The organism is Rhabdobacter roseus (assembly GCF_014202275.1).
Lineage (GTDB): Bacteria > Bacteroidota > Bacteroidia > Cytophagales > Spirosomataceae > Rhabdobacter > Rhabdobacter roseus.
Map to the genome: position 1 here is coordinate 113,028 of NZ_JACHGF010000004.1, position 18,119 is coordinate 131,146.

An 18,119-nucleotide genomic window follows, 5' to 3' on the forward strand; every position below is an offset into this window, starting at 1 on the left:
CGTAGCTTCGCCGCTATGGGCTACTCTATTTAAAATAGAATATATTTTTTTTCTGAAATTTGATCCAAACGTAACATTCATTAATTACAGAATCATGGCAATTACTGCGCAAGATGTAAACAAACTTCGCCAGATGACCGGCGCCGGAATGATGGACTGCAAAAAGGCTCTTACCGAAGCCGATGGCGATTTTGATAAAGCGGTAGATATACTTCGCAAACAAGGACAAAAGGTAGCCGCCAAACGGGCAGAAAACGCTACGTCCGAAGGAATTATCCTGGTACACATCAGCGAAGACGGAACCAACGGACAGCTCGTGGCACTGGCGTGTGAAACGGAGCCTGTATCCAAGGTAGAAGATTTCAAAACCCTGGCCCAAACGATTCTGAGCCAGGCGGTAGCCACTAGCCCGGCGGATAAAGAAGCATTGCTGGCTTCTACGCTGGCCGACGGACGGACGGTCAACGAGCACCTGATCGACCTGACCGGAAAACTGGGAGAAAAGCTGGATATTGTAGCCTACGAAAACCTAACGGCTGATCAGGTAGTACCTTACATTCACTCCAACGGAAAGCTGGGCGTACTGGTAGCCTTTGCCGGAGCTCCGGGTACAGATGTTACCGAGCTAGGCAAAGACGTAGCCATGCAGATCGCGGCCATGCATCCCGTAGCGGTAGATAAGGACGAAGTAGATTCGGCTACCGTGGAGCGGGAAATCGAAATTGGCAAGGATCAGGCGCGGGCCGAAGGAAAACCGGAAGCCATGCTTGAAAAAATTGCGATGGGTAAACTACAGAAGTTCTACCGCGAGAAAACACTTCTGAACCAGGATTTTGTAAAAGACTCGTCTCTAACGATACGCCAACTTCTGGAAAAAACGGCCAAGGGGCTGACTGTTAGCTCCTTCAAACGTATATCCATTGGTGCGTAACAACGTTCAATAAAAGTATTTGATTAGCAAAGCCTTGTATCTTTCAGATGCAAGGCTTTTTTAGGTTATTTGAACTGCCATTGGGCGCTCTAAATAATCATTCGTCAAATCAGTTACTTTTTCTACGCATGGAAGTCATAGTAAAATCTATACAAACGTATAGCGATGAAGAACTGGTGCATCTTTTTATCACTACGCAACGTAACCGCTACTTTGAAGCGCTTTACGAACGATACGCCGACAAGGTATATCGAAAGTGCCTGTCTCTGGTAAAAGAGCCAGCCAAAGCCGAAGATTTTACGCACGACATCTTTCTTAAATTGATCCTAAAGCTAGGTACTTTCAAAGAGAATGCCCGGTTCTCGACCTGGTTGTACTCCATTACCTACAACTACTGCATGGATCAACTGCGGGTGGTGCAAAAACGAGGAGAAGTGTACGGAGAGGAAGAGATAATGACTCCGGCCGAGGCAGATCTGGACTCCGTTTTTGAAGAGGATGAAATAGAGCTAAGGCGACTACAGCAAGCCATGGCGCAGCTGAATACCGACGAGAAGACGCTCCTGATGATGAAGTACCAGGATGACATGAGCATCCGGGAGATCGCGGAGGTACTGGGCGTAACGGAGAGTGCCGTGAAGATGCGCTTGCTCAGATCCAGAGCCAAGCTGCGAAAAAGGTACTTTGAAACCATGCTCTTCCTGGGGCTGCTGCTGTCCAAGCTACTGGAATTGATAAAGTACCTTATTAATTAATGCATCATGAACAATTTGAATGAGTTATTCCCCGATTTAGAACCGGACGCCCATGTGCCGGCCCATTTGCAAAAGGTATTACTATCTGAGATTGATTTCATCCGGGACTCCATGCAGGTAGTTGCCCTGTTCACCAGTGTTTTTCTGGACACGGCCTTGCTCAGCGTGGTACCTTTGGAAGAAAAATGAATGTAACTGCGATACACTATACTTCTATACTATGAAAACAATTCCTAATCTTTCTGAAATCCTGATTAATACCTTTAATACACTGATTAACCAATTCGTGGACTTCGTGCCCCGGCTCATCGGATGCGGTGTGATTATCCTGGTGGGGTACCTCGTCGCTAAATCGGTTTCACTGGTGGTCAGAAATCTACTGGGCCGGATCGGCTTCGACCGGGTGGGTGAAAAGCTGAACGAAATTGGGATCATCAAACAGCTAAAAGCGGAAATCAGGCTCAGCCTTATCATTGCCAAGGTACTTTACTACTTCATATTGCTGGTTTTCCTGACGGCCGCTACCGAAACCCTCGGCGTAGACGCCATTACCAGCATGGTACTTTCGCTGGTCAACTTCATCCCTAAGCTTATCGCGGCCGCCATCATGCTACAAGTAGGGATTATGCTGGCCGATGCCATCAAGTCGGCCGTTACGACGCTTTGCAAATCCTTCAATGTACCTTCGGCTACGCTCATCGGTAATCTGGTTTTTGTTTTTTTTTTAGTCATAACTTTCATAAGTTCACTCGGGCAAATAGGTATCAATACGCAGCTGCTCGAATCCAGTTTTAATTTAATACTGGGCGGAATCGTGGTTGCGTTTGCACTGGGCTACGGGCTGTCTTCGCGGGATGTACTTGCCAACATGATCGCCTCCTTCTATACGCGCAATAAGTACCAGGAAGGGCAAGTCGTTCAAATAGACGAAGTACGAGGGACCATCGTGGAGGTGGATAGCACGTCAATTACCGTTCAGCACGAAACAACCCGAACGGTAATTCCCCTGCAGCAGTTTCAGAATAAGAAAGTTGAGATACACGGCTAACCCTCTGGCCAACAATGTAGAATAGTATGAAAAAGTTTTTAGTCAGCATGTTAATCACGTTGCTGAGCAGCGCTCCCCTGTGGGCTCAGGAAGACGCCGTAGAGGCTTTGATTGATTCCATCAAGGTAGTGGCTAAAAAAGAGGCCGTCAAGGATACTTCCTGGAAACGCAAAACGGAGTTTGGGGCCAACCTGAACCAAGGTACCTTCAGTTCTAACTGGACGGGCGGCGGGGTTAATTCCATCGCCCTGGGACTGTTTTTTAACGCCGTGGCCGAATACAAAAAGGGGAGCAACTCCTGGCGAAATGACCTACAGACGCAATACGGCGTGGTGAAGAACCGGGGGCAGGAGAGCCGAAAAAACGTAGATCGGATTTTTTTCGATACGAAGTACAGCCGCCAGTTTAGTCCGCAGTGGAGTTTTATAGGTACCCTGAACCTGCTGACGCAGTTTGCTCCGGGCTATATCTACGAGCGTACCCCCGACGGTCGCGAAACCCAGCGGAAGGTGTCTGGTTTCTTTGCCCCGGCCTACGTGACCGAGGCCCTGGGGGTAGAATACAAGCCGGTACCTTACTTTTTTATTAGCTTTTCGCCGGGGGCTGTTCGGCAAACCATCGTGGCGGACAAGCAGCTCTACGTCAATACCCCGGAGCAAAGAAACTACGGGGTACCCATCGGCCGGACGGTTCGGAATGAAGTGGCTTTGATGCAGGTAGTAGCCAACTTTGATCGGGAAATAGCCAAAAACGTCAATTTGAAGTTTAGGTACTTACTCTACGCCAGCTACGATAACCTGAGAGCAATGGACAACCGGCTGGATGCTTCGCTGACGGCCAAAGTCAATAGGTACATGAATGTAAACATAACGGCCATCTTGATTTACGATGAAGATCAAAGTACCGATATTCAGTATGCGCAGTCGTTGGCAGTAGGATTTATATATAAGTTTTGAGTAGCTTACCCCGCTTTTACATTGCACTTATCAAGTACCTCACTCTAATTTGCTTACTAACATGCTAAACGAATTTAGAACCTTCATTGCCAAAGGCAACGTGCTCGACCTGGCCGTTGGGGTCGTCATTGGGGCGGCCTTTGGAAAAATTACGACCTCCCTCGTAGAGGACATCATCAATCCTATCCTGGGGCTGGCGATTGGTGGGGTCAATTTTGAAGAACTCAAGGTGGTTCTCAAAGCGGCCGTTGGGGAAGAACCCGAAGTGGCGATTCGGTATGGTAATTTCCTGCAGGTATTACTCCAATTCTTGATCATAGCCTGGGTGATTTTCCTGATTGTGAAGGCCGCCAATCGCGTTAGATTTTCCGAGTCACTGAAAAAGCAATAAGTACCCAACCAGCAGCCACCGAAGAGGCCGCCCGCGGGGATGGCCTCTTCGCCTAAATTAATTTGTAAGAAGAGAGCCTTTTGTTTGCTTTAGAGCGCTAAAATCCCCGAAATTTACTTTCCAGTAATAGCTATTTCGATGGGGCAAAAAAAATTGGTGATCTTAGGCGGCGGCGAAAGCGGGGTCGGTACGGCCTTACTGGCTAAGGCTAAGGGCCTTGACCTTTTTTTGTCTGACGGGGGAAGCCTCCAGCCCAAGTACCGTCAGCTCCTTGAGCAGCAGGGAATCCCTTTCGAAGAAGGACAACATTCTGAAGACCAGATTCTGGGTGCCGGTGAAGTAGTAAAAAGTCCCGGGATCCCGGATAATGCCCCCCTGGTGAGTAAGCTCTACCAAAAAGGCATACCCGTCGTGTCCGAAATAGAGTTTGCTTCGCGCTATACCTCGGCCAAGCTCATTGCCATTACGGGCAGTAACGGCAAAACCACGACGACCCTTCTGACCTATCATCTGCTTCGCAGCGCGGGCCTATCGGTAGGCCTGGCAGGCAACATTGGAGAAAGCTTTGCCAAGCAAGTGATGGATCAGCCGTACGAGTACTACGTGCTGGAGCTGAGTAGCTTTCAGCTGGACAATATGTACCGTTTCCGGGCCAATATCGCGGTATTGCTCAACATTACGCCAGATCACCTGGATCGGTACGGGTACAACTTTCAAAGCTACGTCGACGCCAAGTTCAGGATTGTGCAGAACCAAACCTCCGAGGATGATTTTATTTACTACGCCGGCAGCGAGCCCATCCGCGCGGAGCTGGCCAAAGGCGCTCTACCTGCCCGCCAGTGGCCCATCCACCTGGAAGACCACCCCTCCCAGGGCGGTTGTCTGCGAAACGACACGCTGAAAGTAACGAGCCACGGCCAGGTTTTCGAGCAAAGCCTGGCTGAGCTTCCCCTGCCGGGTACCCACAACGCCATCAATGCTATGGCCGCTATTCTGGTGGCGCAGTCGGTAGGGCTCACGCCCGATCAGATCCGTGACGGGCTGAGAAGCTTTCAGAACGCGCCGCACCGGCTGGAAACGATCGCTACGTTTGAAGGAGTGAGGTACGTGAATGACTCCAAAGCCACCAACGTCGATTCGGTATTTTACGCGCTGGGTAGTTTTGACCAGCCGCTCATTTTGATTGCTGGCGGCGTGGACAAGGGCAACGACTACCAGCAGATAGCAGAATTAGTACGTACCAAAGTGAAGGGCTTTATTGCCCTCGGAAAAGATAATACCAAGCTCACCAGGTACTTTGCACCCCTCGTGCCTCAGTTTTTTGCTACGGACAGCATCCACGAGGCAGTCGAGAAAGCCCGTTCGTGGAGCCAGGCGGGAGACGTGGTACTGCTCTCACCGGCCTGTGCCAGTTTTGACTTGTTTCGGAATTACGAAGATCGAGGAGAGCAGTTTAAAACCGCCGTACATCGTTTGATAGGTACCTAAGCGCAGGATTTTTATGGTCATAGAACTAGTACACAGAATCAAGGAGGACACGCAGTCCTGGTTTTCCCAAAACCTTAAGGGGGACCGCTGGATTTGGGCAGTGTGCATTTTCCTGATGCTCTGGAGTATCCCGGTTGTATATAGTGCCAGTGTAAAAGACGCCTACCGGGAGCGCCAGGGAAATACGGAATACTACCTGATCAAGCATTCGCTTCTATGCCTTTCGGCCCTGGTGATTATGTACTTTGTGCACCGGGTACCTTATATCAAGTTTGCGCGCTTTTCGAGGTTGAGCGTCTGGATCTCCGTGCCGCTCCTGCTTTTTGCGGCTTTCAACGGAAAAGTAGTTAACGACGCGGCCCGTTGGATTGAAATACCCCTCATCGGTCAGCGTTTTCAACCTTCCGAATTTGCCAAGGTCGCGCTCATTACTCACTTATCGCTGGTACTGGCCAAGCACATCAAGGGTCGTTGGAGCCCTCGCGAACTTTTAACAGAGCCCGTTTTGCTGGTCGGTATTGTCTGTGGATTAATCTTTCCGAGCAATGTATCCACGGCCGTTTTGCTGGCGGGGGTTTGCATTCTGCTGATGTACGTGGGCAAAGTACCCGTTCGCTACTTATTTTTAACGGGCCTGGCTCTGGCTTTTTTCGCAACGGTTACCGTAGTACTTCGAACTACCCAGCGGTCGGGTACTGCCCAAAGTCGGGTCCAGACCTTCTTTAACCCCGATACGGTCGTGTACCAATCGCGGCAATCCTACATGGCTATGGCGCGCGGGGGTATCCGCGGAGAAGGAGTCGCGAAAAGTAGGCAGAGGCGTTTTCTGCCCGAGCCCCAGAAAGACTTTATTTTTGCCATTACCGTCGAAGAATACGGTACCTTAGGGGGGCTGGCCCTGATGCTGCTTTTCCTAACGTTGCTGTACCGAGGTCTAAAAGCGATTGACGTCACGAAGAGGCCCTTCGGAGGGCTGCTTTCGGCGGGGCTTACGTTCAGCATCGTGTTTCAGGCCCTCACGGCCATGGCAGTTACGGTAGGCCTGCTGCCGGTTACGGGTCAAACGTTGCCGCTATTTAGCCAGGGGGGTACTTCTATGTGGTTTACTGGACTGGCCGTAGGTATGATGCTCAGTATTAGTCGGGGCGAATTTGACGAAAAAAACATTTAAAGAATGCCTAAACGTATCATAATCAGTGGAGGAGGAACGGGTGGGCACATCTACCCGGCTATTGCCATTGCCCATGCGTTGAAGGAAGAAGACCCGTCCATTGAGATATTATTTGTAGGGGCTGAGGGGAAAATGGAAATGGAAAAGGTACCCAGAGCAGGCTATGCCATCATAGGCTTACCGATCGTAGGGCTTCGGCGGGACGTTTCTCTGGGCAATGTGGCTTTTCCCTATAAGCTGACCCGAAGCCTGCTCAAGGCACGTACCTTGCTGCGCCAATTCCGGCCCGATGTAGCCGTGGGTGTAGGTGGATTTGCCAGCGGTCCCTTGCTCATGATCGCCTCCCTGATGGGTATTCCTACCTTGATTCAGGAACAAAACTCCTACGCCGGTATTACCAATAAACTACTGGCCCGCCGGGCGCGAACTATTTGTGTAGCCTACCCCGGTATGGAAGCTTTTTTTCCTCCGGCGAAGATTAAAGTAACGGGCAACCCCGTTCGGCGCGATATTGTACAAGCCGGCGAGAAGCGGGCTGAAGCGCTGGCTCATTTTGGTTTAGACGACCGCCGCAAGACGCTCTTCGTGATGGGCGGTAGCCTGGGCGCTCGTACCATCAACGAGAGCATCAGTGCGGGACTTAAAAAGTTGCAGGCGGCGGGTTATCAGGTACTTTGGCAAACCGGTACCGCTTACATTGAAACGGCCCAGCAGGCTATCGAAACCGCCAAGGCGGGGCGTATCAAGGCGTTTGCTTTTATTTACGAAATGGATTTAGCGTATGCCGTGGCGGATGTGGTTATCTCCCGAGCCGGTGCTTTGTCGGTATCGGAGCTGTGCCTGGCGGCCAAGCCTGCGATCCTGGTTCCTTTTCCGGCGGCAGCCGAGGACCACCAGACCAAAAATGCCATGAGCCTGGTGCGGCAGAATGCGGCCCTCCTGGTGAGTGACGCGCACGCCGGGCAGGAACTCGTAGAGTCGGCTCTGAAACTCATGGAAGATCCCGCCAAAAAAGCCGAACTTCGGGAAAACATTCAGGCGTTAGGCCGCCCCGAGGCCGCCCATGATATTGCGCAGGAAGTACTGAAATTAGTGCCTTGATACGATCCAAACGGCTTAGGTACCTATTTTTAATCAAGAACAAAAATGAGTTTTGACACCAGCTGGAAGTACGTATATTTTATAGGGGTGGGGGGGATTGGCATGAGTGCTTTGGCGCGTTGGTTTTGCATCAATGGCTTTGCCGTAGCGGGTTACGACCGCACGCCAACGACGCTCACCGGTGCCCTTCAGAAGGAAGGAGTACGCGTTTCGTTTGAAGATCGTTTGTCGGCTATTCCGGCCGAGTTTTTAGCAGACCCTAGCCAAACGCTGGTAGTTTATACACCCGCCATTCCCGCCGACCACCAGGGGCTGGCCTATTTTCGGGCGAACGGTTTTACCATGCAGAAAAGATCCCAGGTACTGGGCTGGCTTACGCAGGCCCTCCGGACTGTCGGGATAGCCGGGACGCACGGAAAAACCACCACTTCTTCCATGGTGGCCCATTTGTTGCGGCAGGCGGGGGTGAATTGCACGGCCTTCCTGGGAGGGATTACGCAGAACTACGGTACTAATTTTTTATTGAACGAACCTACCGATGATCCGGAAAGCATCGTTTGTGTAGTAGAGGCCGACGAATTCGACCGTTCCTTTCTAACCCTGCACCCTGCTATGGCTATCGTAACCTCTACTGACGCCGACCATCTGGATATCTACGGGGAGCACGAAACGATGCTCGAATCCTTTCGGGCCTTTGTGGGGCAGATCAGTCCCGAAGGGGTACTTTTTATGCGAAAGGGGCTCGCCCTGGCGGATAGTACCCGTGCCCAGGTACTTGAATACGGTTTACGAGAAGGCGATTATCATAGTGACTCGATTCGGATTGAGAAAGCCCGGTTTGTGTTTGATATCGTTTACCCCACCGGAATCATTAAAGACATTAGCATGAAAGTACCTGGCTACCACAACCTTGAGAATGCCGTGGGAGCCACCGCCGTGGCCTTGCAGCTGGGCGTAACCCCCGAGCAGGTAAAGGAGGGGCTAGGTACCTACAGCGGCGTAAAGCGCCGGTTTGAGTTTCACTTGGAAACGGACGACCAAGTTCTCATCGATGACTACGCGCACCATCCTACCGAAATCGAAGCTTTTTTGGGGTCGGTGAGGGCGTTATTTCCTCAGCGGCATATTACGGCTATTTTTCAGCCTCATCTTTTCAGCCGGACGCGGGACTTTGCGGATGGATTTGCCCAAAGCCTTTCGCTGGCCGACCGACTGCTGTTGCTGGATATTTACCCGGCCCGCGAACAACCCCTGCCCGGCGTAACGTCCGCCATGCTACTTAACCTGGTCACGCTGGAAGATAAAAGGATCTGCTCTAAGGATGAGCTGGTAGAAAAACTACGTACGTTGGAAACCGACATCGTGGTAACGATCGGAGCGGGTGATATTGATCAGCTCGTAGAGCCGATTAAAAAAACGCTTCTGCATCCTTTTACTAATTAATCGTATTAATCTGCCTAGCCCTTTTGAAAGTTAACCCCATGTTACGTAAATTTGACTACCTCTGGCCTTGGTTTAACCGTAGTATTTGGTTACTCTTACTACTCCTATGCGTAGGAATGGCCGAGCGGAAGCTAAGCAAACTGCGGTGTAAGGATCTCGTGGTGAAGGTAGATTATGAATCAGGGATGAGATTTGTAAACCAAACGGACGTAGAAAAGTTATTAACAAATAATGGCAGTGATCCGTTGCAGGGCAATAAGCACAGCGAATTGCCGCTGGGGGTTCTTGAGCAGCGGGTAAAAAAAAATAAACTTGTTAAGAATTGCCAGGTATTCCGCGATTTGGACGGAAATTTAGTAATAGAGGTAGAACAAGAGAAGCCGCTAGCTCGTTGGGTTACTAGTTCGCGTAATGGCGAATGGCGCAAAACTGATGGATTCTATATCAACGAAGAAGGTAGTTTTCTGCCTCTGTCCGACCGTTTTTCGGCCCGGACTCTTTTAGTATCCGGACCTTTTTTTCAAAATTTGAACGACTTAAATGGCAAAAAGGGCAAATCCGTATTGGATCTGATTCGGTTTGTGACCACCGATGCCTTTTGGCAAGCCCAAGTGATACAGTTAATAGTGGATAAAGAAGGCGAGGTAGAGCTACTAACGGCTTTGGGCAATCAGCGGGTCGAATTTGGTTTGGCTGAAAACATCGAGCCGAAGTTGACAAAACTTCGTATTTTTTATGAAGAAGTAATGCACACCGACTGGAGTCGTTACTCTAAAATAAGTGTAAAGTTTCGGGATCAAATTGTTTGCGAATAATAACCACTCCGTATATATGGTCAATGACACCATCGTAGCAGGCGTAGATATAGGAAGTACCAAGGTATCGGTTGTGGTAGCTCAGAGCTCCGGAGGCTACCGTTCCGATACGATTGAAATCATGGGTTTTAGTGAAGTACCCGTTGCTCCCGGAGCAGTCGTGAATGGTTCTGTCGAAAACATTCGGCTGGTAGGTGATGCGCTCCGCACCGCACTTCAAGAGCTAGACACCCACTATGACCTGGACATCAGTGTCGTGAACGTGAGCTTTGGGGGGATGCACGTAAAAGTGAGCAATCAAAGCGACGGGGTAATCAGGCCTACTTCCTCGACGGGGGATGAGGTAACCCAGCGTGACGTAGATCAGTTGGTAGACGACATGTATCGGGCCAAGACGGAGTCTAACTACGACGTCATGCACGTACTCCCGATGGATTTTATTGTGGATGGTGCGCCCGGTGTTCGGGAGCCAGTGGGCCGGACGGGTATTAAGCTAGGAGGTAATTTTTTGGTAGTGTCGGCCAACAACCAGTCCATTCAACGGACCAAAAAGAGCCTTAGCGAAGCCAAGCGAGGCTTGTACTTTGATAAAATGCTATTAGCCCCCATCGCTACGGGCCTGGCGGTACTGGAAGAAGAGGAAATGAACGCGGGGATCGCCTTGGTGGATATCGGGGATCATACCACGGATTTAGTGATTTACCACGAGGGAATCATTCGGCATATTGCTTCTTTTCCCATTGCGGGGAAACACCTCACGGCCGATCTGCGGATTGGGTGTGGTATCCAGCTGGAAAATGCCGAGGAGTTGAAAAAGGAATTTGGCCAGGCCTTGTCCGAGGACGTACCGCTTACGATCGAGATTCTGGTAAACTACCTAACGGGTAGAGCCCCCAAGCAGGTACTGAAGAAAAACGTGGCCATGATTATTGAAGAGCGGCTCAAAGAAATAGCGGCAATGGTGTACGCGGAAATTCTGCAGTCAGGCTATGCCGATGAACTCATAGGAGGGATAGTGCTTACGGGCGGAACCGCCAATATCCCAGAAATCGAAACCCTCTTTAGTCGGGTAGCTGATGATATGCCCGTGCGGGTAGGAATTCCGGAACATCTGGCCCGGACACCCAAGGCCGACGCCGTTAGCAATACCTCCTACGCCACGGCCCTTGGCTTAGCCTGGGCGGGCCTAAAGCCCATCGACGTGCGGGTCAAATCAGTATGCAAACCAGCCGATGTGCCTGTCCCTACGCCAGTAGTTAAAGAACCTAAGAAGCCTCGGAAAGACGAGGGGGGCGGGTTCTGGCGGTGGCCTTTACCTGGGCGCCGAGATTCGGACAACCTGGGCGAATACGAGTAGCCAGAGCCAGATCAAACACGAAGCGCTATTCCTCTTACTTTTTTGAAGACCCCGTATGAATACTAGATTGCTAAACTCCTTAGAACAGGAATATACCGTGAACGAGATCGTGAAAAACAACCTTGGAGAAGGCGCTGGCTTTTCCGAGCCACCCATTATCAAAGTAATTGGAGTAGGTGGAGGGGGGAGCAACGCCGTAAACTACATGTTTGAAAAGAAAATCAAAGATGTAGAGTTTGCAATTTGTAATACCGATCGCCAGGCGCTTAACAAAAGCCCCGTTCCCATAAAAATTCAACTGGGTGCCACCCTCACCCAGGGTTTGGGAGCTGGTACTGACGCCACCAAAGGTCGTGAGGCTGCCCTGGAAACCATCGAGGAGATCAAATCTCTCATGGGAGGCGCTACGCAAATGGTGTTCATTACGGCAGGTATGGGCGGTGGAACCGGTACCGGCGCGGCACCCGTTATTGCCCAGATCGCCAAGGAAATGGGCAAGCTCACCGTGGCGGTAGTAACGGCTCCGTACACCTGGGAAGGCTTGGATAAGAAGGAGCAGGCACTGGACGGAATTGATCAGCTAAAGGAGTACAGTGACACCGTACTGGTAGTACTGAACGACAAGCTGGAAGAGCTCTTTGAAGATATGACCCTCAGCCAGGCTTTTGCCGAAGCCGATAATATCTTGCTGAACGCGGTGAAAAGTATTTCCGAGATTATTACAACCAACGGAAATATCAACACGGACTTCAAAGATGTAGAGAAGGTTCTGAAAGGAGCCGGGCAGTCGGTGATGGGTACATCCGAAGCCCAGGGAGATAACCGGGCGCACCAGGCCATCAAAGAAGCACTGGATTCTCCGCTGCTGAATGACCGAGACATTACGGGTGCGAAACGGATTCTGGTGACCCTGGCTACCAGCCGGAAAAAGGAGGCCACCATGAAGGAGCAGCGCGAAATATGGAAATATGTCCTTTCGCAGGTAGGTGGAGAAGCACGGATGTTTAAGCTTGGTACCATTACCGATGACTCGCTAGGGGATAAATTACGGGTTACGGTGGTAGCGGCGGGTTTCGATAGTATAGAGCCTCCCATTTCGGGCGTCATCCGTACGCCCAAAGATGAACAGGATAAGCCGGAAGAAGAAGCGGTCGTTGTGCCCGAAGAAGTTGACGAAGAACTTCAGGTTGCCGCTTTGAATGGCCATGAAAATATGGTTAAGGTAGACGTGCTCGACGCCACCCCAACGGGTGGAATCGACATTCGGGTGGAAGTACCTAGCCACCAGATAGATCCTACTCCGCAGCATTCGTACACAAGCCTGGAAACGGTCGAGGAAGGGTGGTCGTCGGAAGAAAGAGACCGGATTCGGATGATGGTTAAAAGCTTCCGGGAACGGGCCGTGCGTTACACCGATCTGGAAGGGCCAGCCTATCGACGCAGCCAGATCGAGCTGTGGCGACGCCCTGCTATCCCCGCTACCGAGATGGAGCAACATCGTTTGTAGAAGGTAGGGTACTTTACGTTTTAAGTTTTAAAAGTCTATGAGCTGCCGGGCCTGGAGCTCGAGTAGCTCTTGGTAAAAGGCATTGGTAATGGTACCTTCAGAAAAATGCGTGCGGATTTGGCCCAGCTTTACCCGTAGGGCCAACGTATTCATACCCAGGTAGCTGAATATGTCGTTCAAATGGCTCAGCGCCAGAGCGGCACCGTGGGGATTAGAAGAAAGCCCTACCAGAGCCGCTTTTTTATTGAGCAGGCCGTTGGGATAAGGAAGCCCATCAATGAATGCTTTAAGTACCCCCGGAAAAGATCCGTTGTATTCAGGTACGACAAAAACAAACTTTTCGGCCTTATCGAGTTGCTGCCTCACCTGGTTGAATCCCTCACTCTTTCCGTTATTGTGGTATAGTGCCGACACGGTAAAATCACCGGGTAGCTCGTGCAGATCTACAATGACACTCTCGGCCCCAAAGCGCCGTAGCAGCAGCTGGTAGTAATTGGCCAGCTGGCGCGAGGTAGAGTCAGGGCGGTTAGTACCCGAAATAATCACAACGGGAGGCTTGGTATCGGCGGTTGAGGCTTCGGTGAAAAGGAGGGTACTTTCAGAGCTCATTTACTTGATTCGACTAGAAGCGTTACTTAGAAGCGATTTAAGTTATTCATTTGATGGCGAAAACAAAGGATTTTCGAGCGAAACAAGATACTTTGCAGCTTAATAAATTATCTCAAACAGCTTCTTAGTTTAGCATAACAAATTCCGATGGATTTGGTTCAAGGCGTACGGTCTGAGCTAGCAGCGCGGGCAAATCCCGAGCGGGCGGCCTTCATGAGTAGGTACTTCCAAACCGGACCGGGACAATACGCCGAAGGCGATATTTTCTGGGGTATATCCAACCCTCAGGCCCGGGACGTGGCGCGCCGCTGGCGGTTGGCCCTGGCCCATCCGGCTGAGGTACTTCCGCTCCTGCAAGACCCCGTTCACGAGTGCCGGCTGGTGGCTTTACTGCTGTGGGTGGCCTATTATCCCAAGGCACCAAAGATGCACCAAGAGGTACTTTACGAGCTGTACCTGACGCACCGGGCCTACATTAACAACTGGGATTTGGTGGATCTCTCGGCGCGGGATATTGTGGGATATCACCTCTGGGAGAAAGACCGCTCCGTACTGATGGAGCTGTCCCAAAGTACCCACCTCTGGACGCAGCGAATCGCCCTGCTGGCTACTTTTTACTTCATTCGTGAAGGGCAGTTTGAAGATACGATCCGGGTGGCAGAGGTACTTTTGACGAGTAAACATCCCCTGATTCACAAGGCAATTGGCTGGATGCTGCGCGAAATAGGCAAGCGGGATCTGGATACCCTGGAGGCATTTCTACACCAACACAGCGGAGTTTTGGCTCGTACCTCGCTACACTACGCGATCGAGCGGCTGCCACCCGCCCGTCGGCAATACTACCTGACTCTGTGATCGCCAATTACATTTTTACTATATTTGACCCCCGATTACGACGTTATTCTAACGTTTTAATAACGCTAGAATAGTGTTGTCGGATCTGCTTACTCGTAGTTAGGCGTCGTAAAGTACCCTATAATATGGGGCCTTGGGAGTTTAGAGGTACTTTTTCAGGATAGCTTACTTTCATTTACAGAAATTAACCCACCTACTGCCTATGTCTTGGTTTGTTCGGAAAGAGAAAGGGATCAATACTCCCACCGAAATGAAACGCGAAGCCCCCGATGGGCTTTGGTACCAATGTCCCAATTGCAAAAAGATCATGCATACGCGGGAGCATAAATTAAACGCATATACTTGCGCGCACTGCAACTACCACGATAAAGTAGGTTCGGAGGCGTACTTTGAACTACTTTTTGATCATAATGAATTTATAGAGCTAGATCCCGAACTCCGCTCGGGGGATCCGCTGCGTTTTATCGATACCAAGCCCTACCCCGACCGGATTCGGTCTACGATGCTCAAAACCGGTCTGAAGGACGCCGTACGCGCTGCGCACGGCAAAATGAACGACCTGGACATTGTGGTAGCCTGCATGGACTTCAACTTTATCGGCGGCTCGATGGGCTCCGTAGTAGGTGAAAAAATAGCCCGGGCCATTGACCACTCGTTGGCTCACCGGCAGCCTTTCCTGATGATTTCCCGCTCGGGCGGAGCCCGCATGATGGAGGCGGGATTGTCGCTGATGCAAATGGCCAAGACCTCGGCGAAACTGGCGTTGCTTTCGGAAGCTAAGGTACCCTACATTTCGCTCCTGACCGACCCTACCACTGGGGGCGTGACGGCCTCCTACGCCATGCTCGGTGACTTTAATATCTCCGAACCCCAGGCACTTATTGGCTTTGCGGGGCCGCGGGTCATCCGCGAAACCATCGGGAAGGATCTGCCCAAAGGCTTTCAGAGTGCGGAGTTTGTGCTGGAGCATGGCTTCCTGGATTTTATCGTCGATCGTAAAGAACTCAAAGATAAGCTCACCAGCTTGCTGACTATGCTCCGTTAAGTATGCGCCTTGTTTCGCACCCGATATTGTGCAACTACTACCTGACTTACCGCTGTAATGCCAGTTGTGGTTTTTGCGATATCTGGGAGCGCCCTTCTCCCTACGTTACGCTGGAAAGCGCCCGCGAAAACCTGCGTGATTTGCGGAAACTTGGCGTGAAGGTAGTGGACTTTACAGGCGGAGAACCCCTGCTGCATCGGCAGCTGGATATGCTCCTGACGGAAGCCAAAGCGCAGGGGATGATCACGACCGTTACCACCAACGGCCTGCTGTACCCTAAGTACGCCGAGCGGTTGAAGGGCCTGGTGGATATGCTCCATTTTTCGCTGGACTCGCCCGATCGGGACGAGCACGACCAGTCCCGAGGCGTTAAGTGTTTCGATAAAGTGATGGAGTCAATTGCCGTAGCCCGTAGCCTAGGCGAGCGTCCCGATATTATTTTTACCGTCTTTGAGAGCAACATTCATCATATAAAACGGTTGTGGGAGGAAATTTGTCTACCCAATGACCTGGTACTCATACTTAACCCGGTGTTTGAGTACAATGGCGTCGGAGAAACCCTCTCGGACCATGCCTTGAAAGAACTTACCCGCTGGGGAAAGCAAAAAAACGTGTACCTGAACGATGCCTTCGTGCAGCTTCGCCTCGACGGGGGCAACCACGTAGACCGGCCTGTCTGTAAAGCGGCAAGTACCACCCTTGTTATTTCTCCGGAGAATAAACTGGTGCTACCCTGCTACCACTTGGGCCTGAAAGAATTCCCAATCGAAGGTAACCTCCGCAGCTTGTACCTATCCGATGAGGTACAAACGCTGGTAGCCCTGGAAGGGCGGTTACCGGCTTGCGAAGGCTGCGCCATTAACTGCTACATGCAGCCTTCCTTTGCGGTAGAAATGAATAAATACTGGTGGAAAGCACTGCCAAGTACCCTTAAGTACAACCGCATCAAAGGTACCTGGAAGCAAATGCTTCGTTAGATCAGAGGCAGTTGTCACGCCGACGTGTATCGGTAATACCCGCAATTTTCCAGGTAGTACCTACCCGAGCCAGCGTAAAGGCATTAACGCCGCAGTGGCTGAACTGCCCGCCCAGGTAAAACTTGTAAGGCACCCATACAACAGCCATCGGGCCGTCTAAAAGTACCTTTAGGTCGTAAATTTGTTCATCCCAGACCTTATCGTGCGGAGTACCTACGGCCTTCACAAAATTCGGAATCGCCTCTTTCTGTACTTTGGTAGTACCCTCCTTGGTGAAGACGATTGACTGTAAAGAGGCATCCGGCAAAAAAGCCTGGCGCACTACGGATGAATCTCCCGATCGCATTCCATCAAATAGGCTTTTTACCACCTCGCGGACGGCTTGCTCTTCGTTTTGGGCCTGAGCGTGAGTACTTCCTGCCAGCCAACAAACCAGGAACCAGGGAAAGAGCCAAAGAGAAGCTTTCATGTGCGATGGTATATTTTTTTAATTTTAGATACCGTACTTTTACGGTACTTACTTAGGAACAGAAAATGGCTGACAAAATAGTTAAAAAGGTGCAAATTGAAAACCGTCGGGCTTCGTTCGAATTCTTTTTTCTGGAAGAATTTACGGCGGGAATGGCCTTGACGGGTACCGAAATCAAATCCATACGGCAAAACAAAGTCAACTTTCAGGATGCCTACTGCCTTTTTATGGATGACGAGCTCTTCGTTCGGAGCCTACACATTGCACCCTATACCGAAGGTACCCATTACAACCACGATCCCGTACGAGACCGTAAGTTGCTATTGACCAAACGTGAATTAAAGCGCCTCTCGGAAAAGCTCAAAGACCAGGGGCTAACCATCATTCCGGTCCGGCTTTTTACCAATGACCGTGGGTTGGCTAAGTTGCAGATTGCCTTAGCTAAAGGTAAGAAACTTTACGACAAGCGGGAGTCAATCAAAGAGCGAGATGTGAAGCGTGAAATTGACAGGGTAGCCTATTGAATTGATAGTCAGTAGCCTTTTAAGGAGGCCGTAGCTACTTAGTAGCTAGCCCTTATTCATTATTAATTTTACCAACAATTTACCCGACTTTGACGTTTTAATGTAGGAAAATCCATATATTGCTGGGAAGAAATTACTTTTGAACCTATGGGCAGGAAAGTTTTGGTACTCAATCAAGATTATAGTGCGCTAAGCGTTTGTTCTGTCCCCAAGGCCTTTCTTTTAGTCTACCTTAACAAAGCGGAGCTAGTCGTCGAATCTTCTTCTCATAAGCTGCGCAGCGTCAATGAAGTATTTCCCATGCCTACTGTCATTAGGCTGCACCGGTACATTCACCTGCCATACCGGGGTGTGATGATGACTCGCCAGAATATATTTCGGCGAGACGGCAACCGGTGTCAGTATTGTGGTACTACCGAAGACTTAACGCTAGATCATGTACTCCCCAAATCCCGTGGTGGAAAAACCAACTGGGATAACTTAGCCACGGCTTGCAAGCGGTGCAACTCCCGCAAAGGAGATTACACTCCGGAAGAAGCCTCCATGCCCCTCCGGCAACGGCCCTTCAGACCTTCTTTTCTCATGTTCCTGCGTGATTTTTCGGGCACCGTGGACGAAGGCTGGCATCCATATCTGGGTTCTAAGGAAGCCGTTTACTGATCACAAGGTACTTTCAC

20 protein-coding genes are annotated in these 18,119 nt (G+C 50.6%); 18 read left to right on the forward strand and 2 right to left on the reverse strand.

Annotated features, from left to right (window positions below):
- The first annotated feature begins 94 nt into the window (after positions 1-94).
- From tsf to ftsZ, 13 genes are all read left to right on the forward strand, one after another.
- Positions 95-931, forward strand: a complete 837-nt coding sequence (gene tsf, locus HNQ92_RS14400; RefSeq protein WP_184174758.1) for a translation elongation factor Ts — start codon at positions 95-97, stop codon at positions 929-931.
- 128 nt (positions 932-1,059) lie between these two features.
- Entirely contained in the window at positions 1,060-1,686 is a 627-nt protein-coding gene (locus HNQ92_RS14405) for an RNA polymerase sigma factor (protein ID WP_221307458.1), read from the forward strand.
- A 6-nt stretch (positions 1,687-1,692) separates the two neighbouring features.
- A complete protein-coding gene (locus tag HNQ92_RS14410) occupies positions 1,693-1,875 on the forward strand; it encodes a hypothetical protein (RefSeq protein WP_184174759.1) in 183 nt (60 codons plus the stop codon).
- Positions 1,876-1,906: 31 nt separating this feature from the next.
- A complete protein-coding gene (locus tag HNQ92_RS14415) occupies positions 1,907-2,734 on the forward strand; it encodes a mechanosensitive ion channel family protein (protein ID WP_184174760.1) in 828 nt (275 codons plus the stop codon).
- Positions 2,735-2,760: 26 nt separating this feature from the next.
- A complete protein-coding gene (locus HNQ92_RS14420; protein WP_246440182.1) occupies positions 2,761-3,690 on the forward strand; it encodes a DUF3078 domain-containing protein in 930 nt (309 codons plus the stop codon).
- A gap of 61 nt (positions 3,691-3,751) precedes the next feature.
- The gene (gene mscL, locus HNQ92_RS14425) at positions 3,752-4,081 is read left to right on the forward strand and encodes a large-conductance mechanosensitive channel protein MscL (protein ID WP_184174761.1); all 330 of its coding nucleotides are present in this window, start codon (positions 3,752-3,754) and stop codon (positions 4,079-4,081) included.
- Between the two features lie 138 nt (positions 4,082-4,219).
- The gene (gene murD, locus HNQ92_RS14430) at positions 4,220-5,569 is read left to right on the forward strand and encodes a UDP-N-acetylmuramoyl-L-alanine--D-glutamate ligase (RefSeq protein ID WP_184174762.1); all 1,350 of its coding nucleotides are present in this window, start codon (positions 4,220-4,222) and stop codon (positions 5,567-5,569) included.
- 13 nt (positions 5,570-5,582) lie between these two features.
- Positions 5,583-6,740: an FtsW/RodA/SpoVE family cell cycle protein gene (locus HNQ92_RS14435; RefSeq protein WP_221307459.1), complete on the forward strand. Its 1,158-nt coding sequence runs from the start codon at positions 5,583-5,585 to the stop codon at positions 6,738-6,740.
- Between the two features lie 3 nt (positions 6,741-6,743).
- Positions 6,744-7,841 carry an undecaprenyldiphospho-muramoylpentapeptide beta-N-acetylglucosaminyltransferase gene (gene murG, locus HNQ92_RS14440; protein ID WP_184174763.1) on the forward strand — a complete coding sequence of 366 codons (1,098 nt, stop codon included), beginning with the start codon at positions 6,744-6,746 and terminating at the stop codon, positions 7,839-7,841.
- Between the two features lie 45 nt (positions 7,842-7,886).
- Positions 7,887-9,284, forward strand: a complete 1,398-nt coding sequence (gene murC, locus HNQ92_RS14445) for a UDP-N-acetylmuramate--L-alanine ligase (protein WP_184174764.1) — start codon at positions 7,887-7,889, stop codon at positions 9,282-9,284.
- A 38-nt stretch (positions 9,285-9,322) separates the two neighbouring features.
- Entirely contained in the window at positions 9,323-10,099 is a 777-nt protein-coding gene (locus HNQ92_RS14450) for a cell division protein FtsQ/DivIB (protein WP_184174765.1), read from the forward strand.
- A 16-nt stretch (positions 10,100-10,115) separates the two neighbouring features.
- Complete coding sequence (gene ftsA / locus HNQ92_RS14455) at positions 10,116-11,456, forward strand: cell division protein FtsA (protein WP_184174766.1); 1,341 nt, start codon at positions 10,116-10,118, stop codon at positions 11,454-11,456.
- Between the two features lie 55 nt (positions 11,457-11,511).
- Positions 11,512-12,963 (forward strand): cell division protein FtsZ, encoded by a 1,452-nt coding sequence (ftsZ, locus tag HNQ92_RS14460; RefSeq protein ID WP_184174767.1) that lies wholly within the window; start codon positions 11,512-11,514, stop codon positions 12,961-12,963.
- A 27-nt stretch (positions 12,964-12,990) separates the two neighbouring features.
- Here the strand turns inward: ftsZ and HNQ92_RS14465 are convergent, their stop codons facing one another.
- Complete coding sequence (locus HNQ92_RS14465) at positions 12,991-13,572, reverse strand: NADPH-dependent FMN reductase (protein WP_184174768.1); 582 nt, start codon at positions 13,570-13,572, stop codon at positions 12,991-12,993.
- A gap of 147 nt (positions 13,573-13,719) precedes the next feature.
- Between HNQ92_RS14465 and HNQ92_RS14470 the strand changes: the two genes are divergently transcribed.
- The 3 genes from HNQ92_RS14470 to HNQ92_RS14480 all read left to right on the forward strand — a co-directional run bounded on the left by HNQ92_RS14470 (position 13,720) and on the right by HNQ92_RS14480 (position 16,449).
- Positions 13,720-14,427: a DNA alkylation repair protein gene (locus HNQ92_RS14470; protein WP_184174769.1), complete on the forward strand. Its 708-nt coding sequence runs from the start codon at positions 13,720-13,722 to the stop codon at positions 14,425-14,427.
- A 202-nt stretch (positions 14,428-14,629) separates the two neighbouring features.
- Positions 14,630-15,472, forward strand: a complete 843-nt coding sequence (gene accD / locus HNQ92_RS14475; RefSeq protein WP_184174770.1) for an acetyl-CoA carboxylase, carboxyltransferase subunit beta — start codon at positions 14,630-14,632, stop codon at positions 15,470-15,472.
- A 2-nt stretch (positions 15,473-15,474) separates the two neighbouring features.
- Entirely contained in the window at positions 15,475-16,449 is a 975-nt protein-coding gene (locus HNQ92_RS14480; protein WP_184174771.1) for a radical SAM protein, read from the forward strand.
- Position 16,450: 1 nt separating this feature from the next.
- Here the strand turns inward: HNQ92_RS14480 and HNQ92_RS14485 are convergent, their stop codons facing one another.
- The gene (locus tag HNQ92_RS14485) at positions 16,451-16,918 is read right to left on the reverse strand and encodes a nuclear transport factor 2 family protein (protein ID WP_184174772.1); all 468 of its coding nucleotides are present in this window, start codon (positions 16,916-16,918) and stop codon (positions 16,451-16,453) included.
- A gap of 65 nt (positions 16,919-16,983) precedes the next feature.
- Here HNQ92_RS14485 and smpB point away from each other — a divergent pair, with 65 nt between their 5' ends.
- Positions 16,984-17,442: an SsrA-binding protein SmpB gene (smpB, locus tag HNQ92_RS14490; protein WP_184174773.1), complete on the forward strand. Its 459-nt coding sequence runs from the start codon at positions 16,984-16,986 to the stop codon at positions 17,440-17,442.
- 147 nt (positions 17,443-17,589) lie between these two features.
- Complete coding sequence (locus tag HNQ92_RS14495; protein WP_184174774.1) at positions 17,590-18,102, forward strand: HNH endonuclease; 513 nt, start codon at positions 17,590-17,592, stop codon at positions 18,100-18,102.
- Positions 18,103-18,119: the final 17 nt, after the last annotated feature.

Excerpts from the sequence above, each read along its gene's own strand:
- HNQ92_RS14450 (WP_184174765.1), top strand. The coding sequence starts at position 9,323 with ATGTTACGTAAATTTGACTACCTCTGGCCTTGGTTTAACCGTAGTATT.
- murC (WP_184174764.1), top strand. The coding sequence starts at position 7,887 with ATGAGTTTTGACACCAGCTGGAAGTACGTATATTTTATAGGGGTGGGG.
- HNQ92_RS14465 (WP_184174768.1), bottom strand. The coding sequence starts at position 13,572 with ATGAGCTCTGAAAGTACCCTCCTTTTCACCGAAGCCTCAACCGCCGAT.
- HNQ92_RS14410 (WP_184174759.1), top strand. The coding sequence starts at position 1,693 with ATGAACAATTTGAATGAGTTATTCCCCGATTTAGAACCGGACGCCCAT.
- murD (WP_184174762.1), top strand. The coding sequence starts at position 4,220 with ATGGGGCAAAAAAAATTGGTGATCTTAGGCGGCGGCGAAAGCGGGGTC.
- HNQ92_RS14485 (WP_184174772.1), bottom strand. The coding sequence starts at position 16,918 with ATGAAAGCTTCTCTTTGGCTCTTTCCCTGGTTCCTGGTTTGTTGGCTG.
- HNQ92_RS14495 (WP_184174774.1), top strand. The coding sequence starts at position 17,590 with ATGGGCAGGAAAGTTTTGGTACTCAATCAAGATTATAGTGCGCTAAGC.
- HNQ92_RS14480 (WP_184174771.1), top strand. The coding sequence starts at position 15,475 with ATGCGCCTTGTTTCGCACCCGATATTGTGCAACTACTACCTGACTTAC.
- HNQ92_RS14420 (WP_246440182.1), top strand. The coding sequence starts at position 2,761 with ATGAAAAAGTTTTTAGTCAGCATGTTAATCACGTTGCTGAGCAGCGCT.
- HNQ92_RS14470 (WP_184174769.1), top strand. The coding sequence starts at position 13,720 with ATGGATTTGGTTCAAGGCGTACGGTCTGAGCTAGCAGCGCGGGCAAAT.
- tsf (WP_184174758.1), top strand. The coding sequence starts at position 95 with ATGGCAATTACTGCGCAAGATGTAAACAAACTTCGCCAGATGACCGGC.
- ftsZ (WP_184174767.1), top strand. The coding sequence starts at position 11,512 with ATGAATACTAGATTGCTAAACTCCTTAGAACAGGAATATACCGTGAAC.
- ftsA (WP_184174766.1), top strand. The coding sequence starts at position 10,116 with ATGGTCAATGACACCATCGTAGCAGGCGTAGATATAGGAAGTACCAAG.
- HNQ92_RS14435 (WP_221307459.1), top strand. The coding sequence starts at position 5,583 with ATGGTCATAGAACTAGTACACAGAATCAAGGAGGACACGCAGTCCTGG.
- HNQ92_RS14415 (WP_184174760.1), top strand. The coding sequence starts at position 1,907 with ATGAAAACAATTCCTAATCTTTCTGAAATCCTGATTAATACCTTTAAT.
- smpB (WP_184174773.1), top strand. The coding sequence starts at position 16,984 with ATGGCTGACAAAATAGTTAAAAAGGTGCAAATTGAAAACCGTCGGGCT.
- HNQ92_RS14405 (WP_221307458.1), top strand. The coding sequence starts at position 1,060 with ATGGAAGTCATAGTAAAATCTATACAAACGTATAGCGATGAAGAACTG.
- murG (WP_184174763.1), top strand. The coding sequence starts at position 6,744 with ATGCCTAAACGTATCATAATCAGTGGAGGAGGAACGGGTGGGCACATC.
- mscL (WP_184174761.1), top strand. The coding sequence starts at position 3,752 with ATGCTAAACGAATTTAGAACCTTCATTGCCAAAGGCAACGTGCTCGAC.
- accD (WP_184174770.1), top strand. The coding sequence starts at position 14,630 with ATGTCTTGGTTTGTTCGGAAAGAGAAAGGGATCAATACTCCCACCGAA.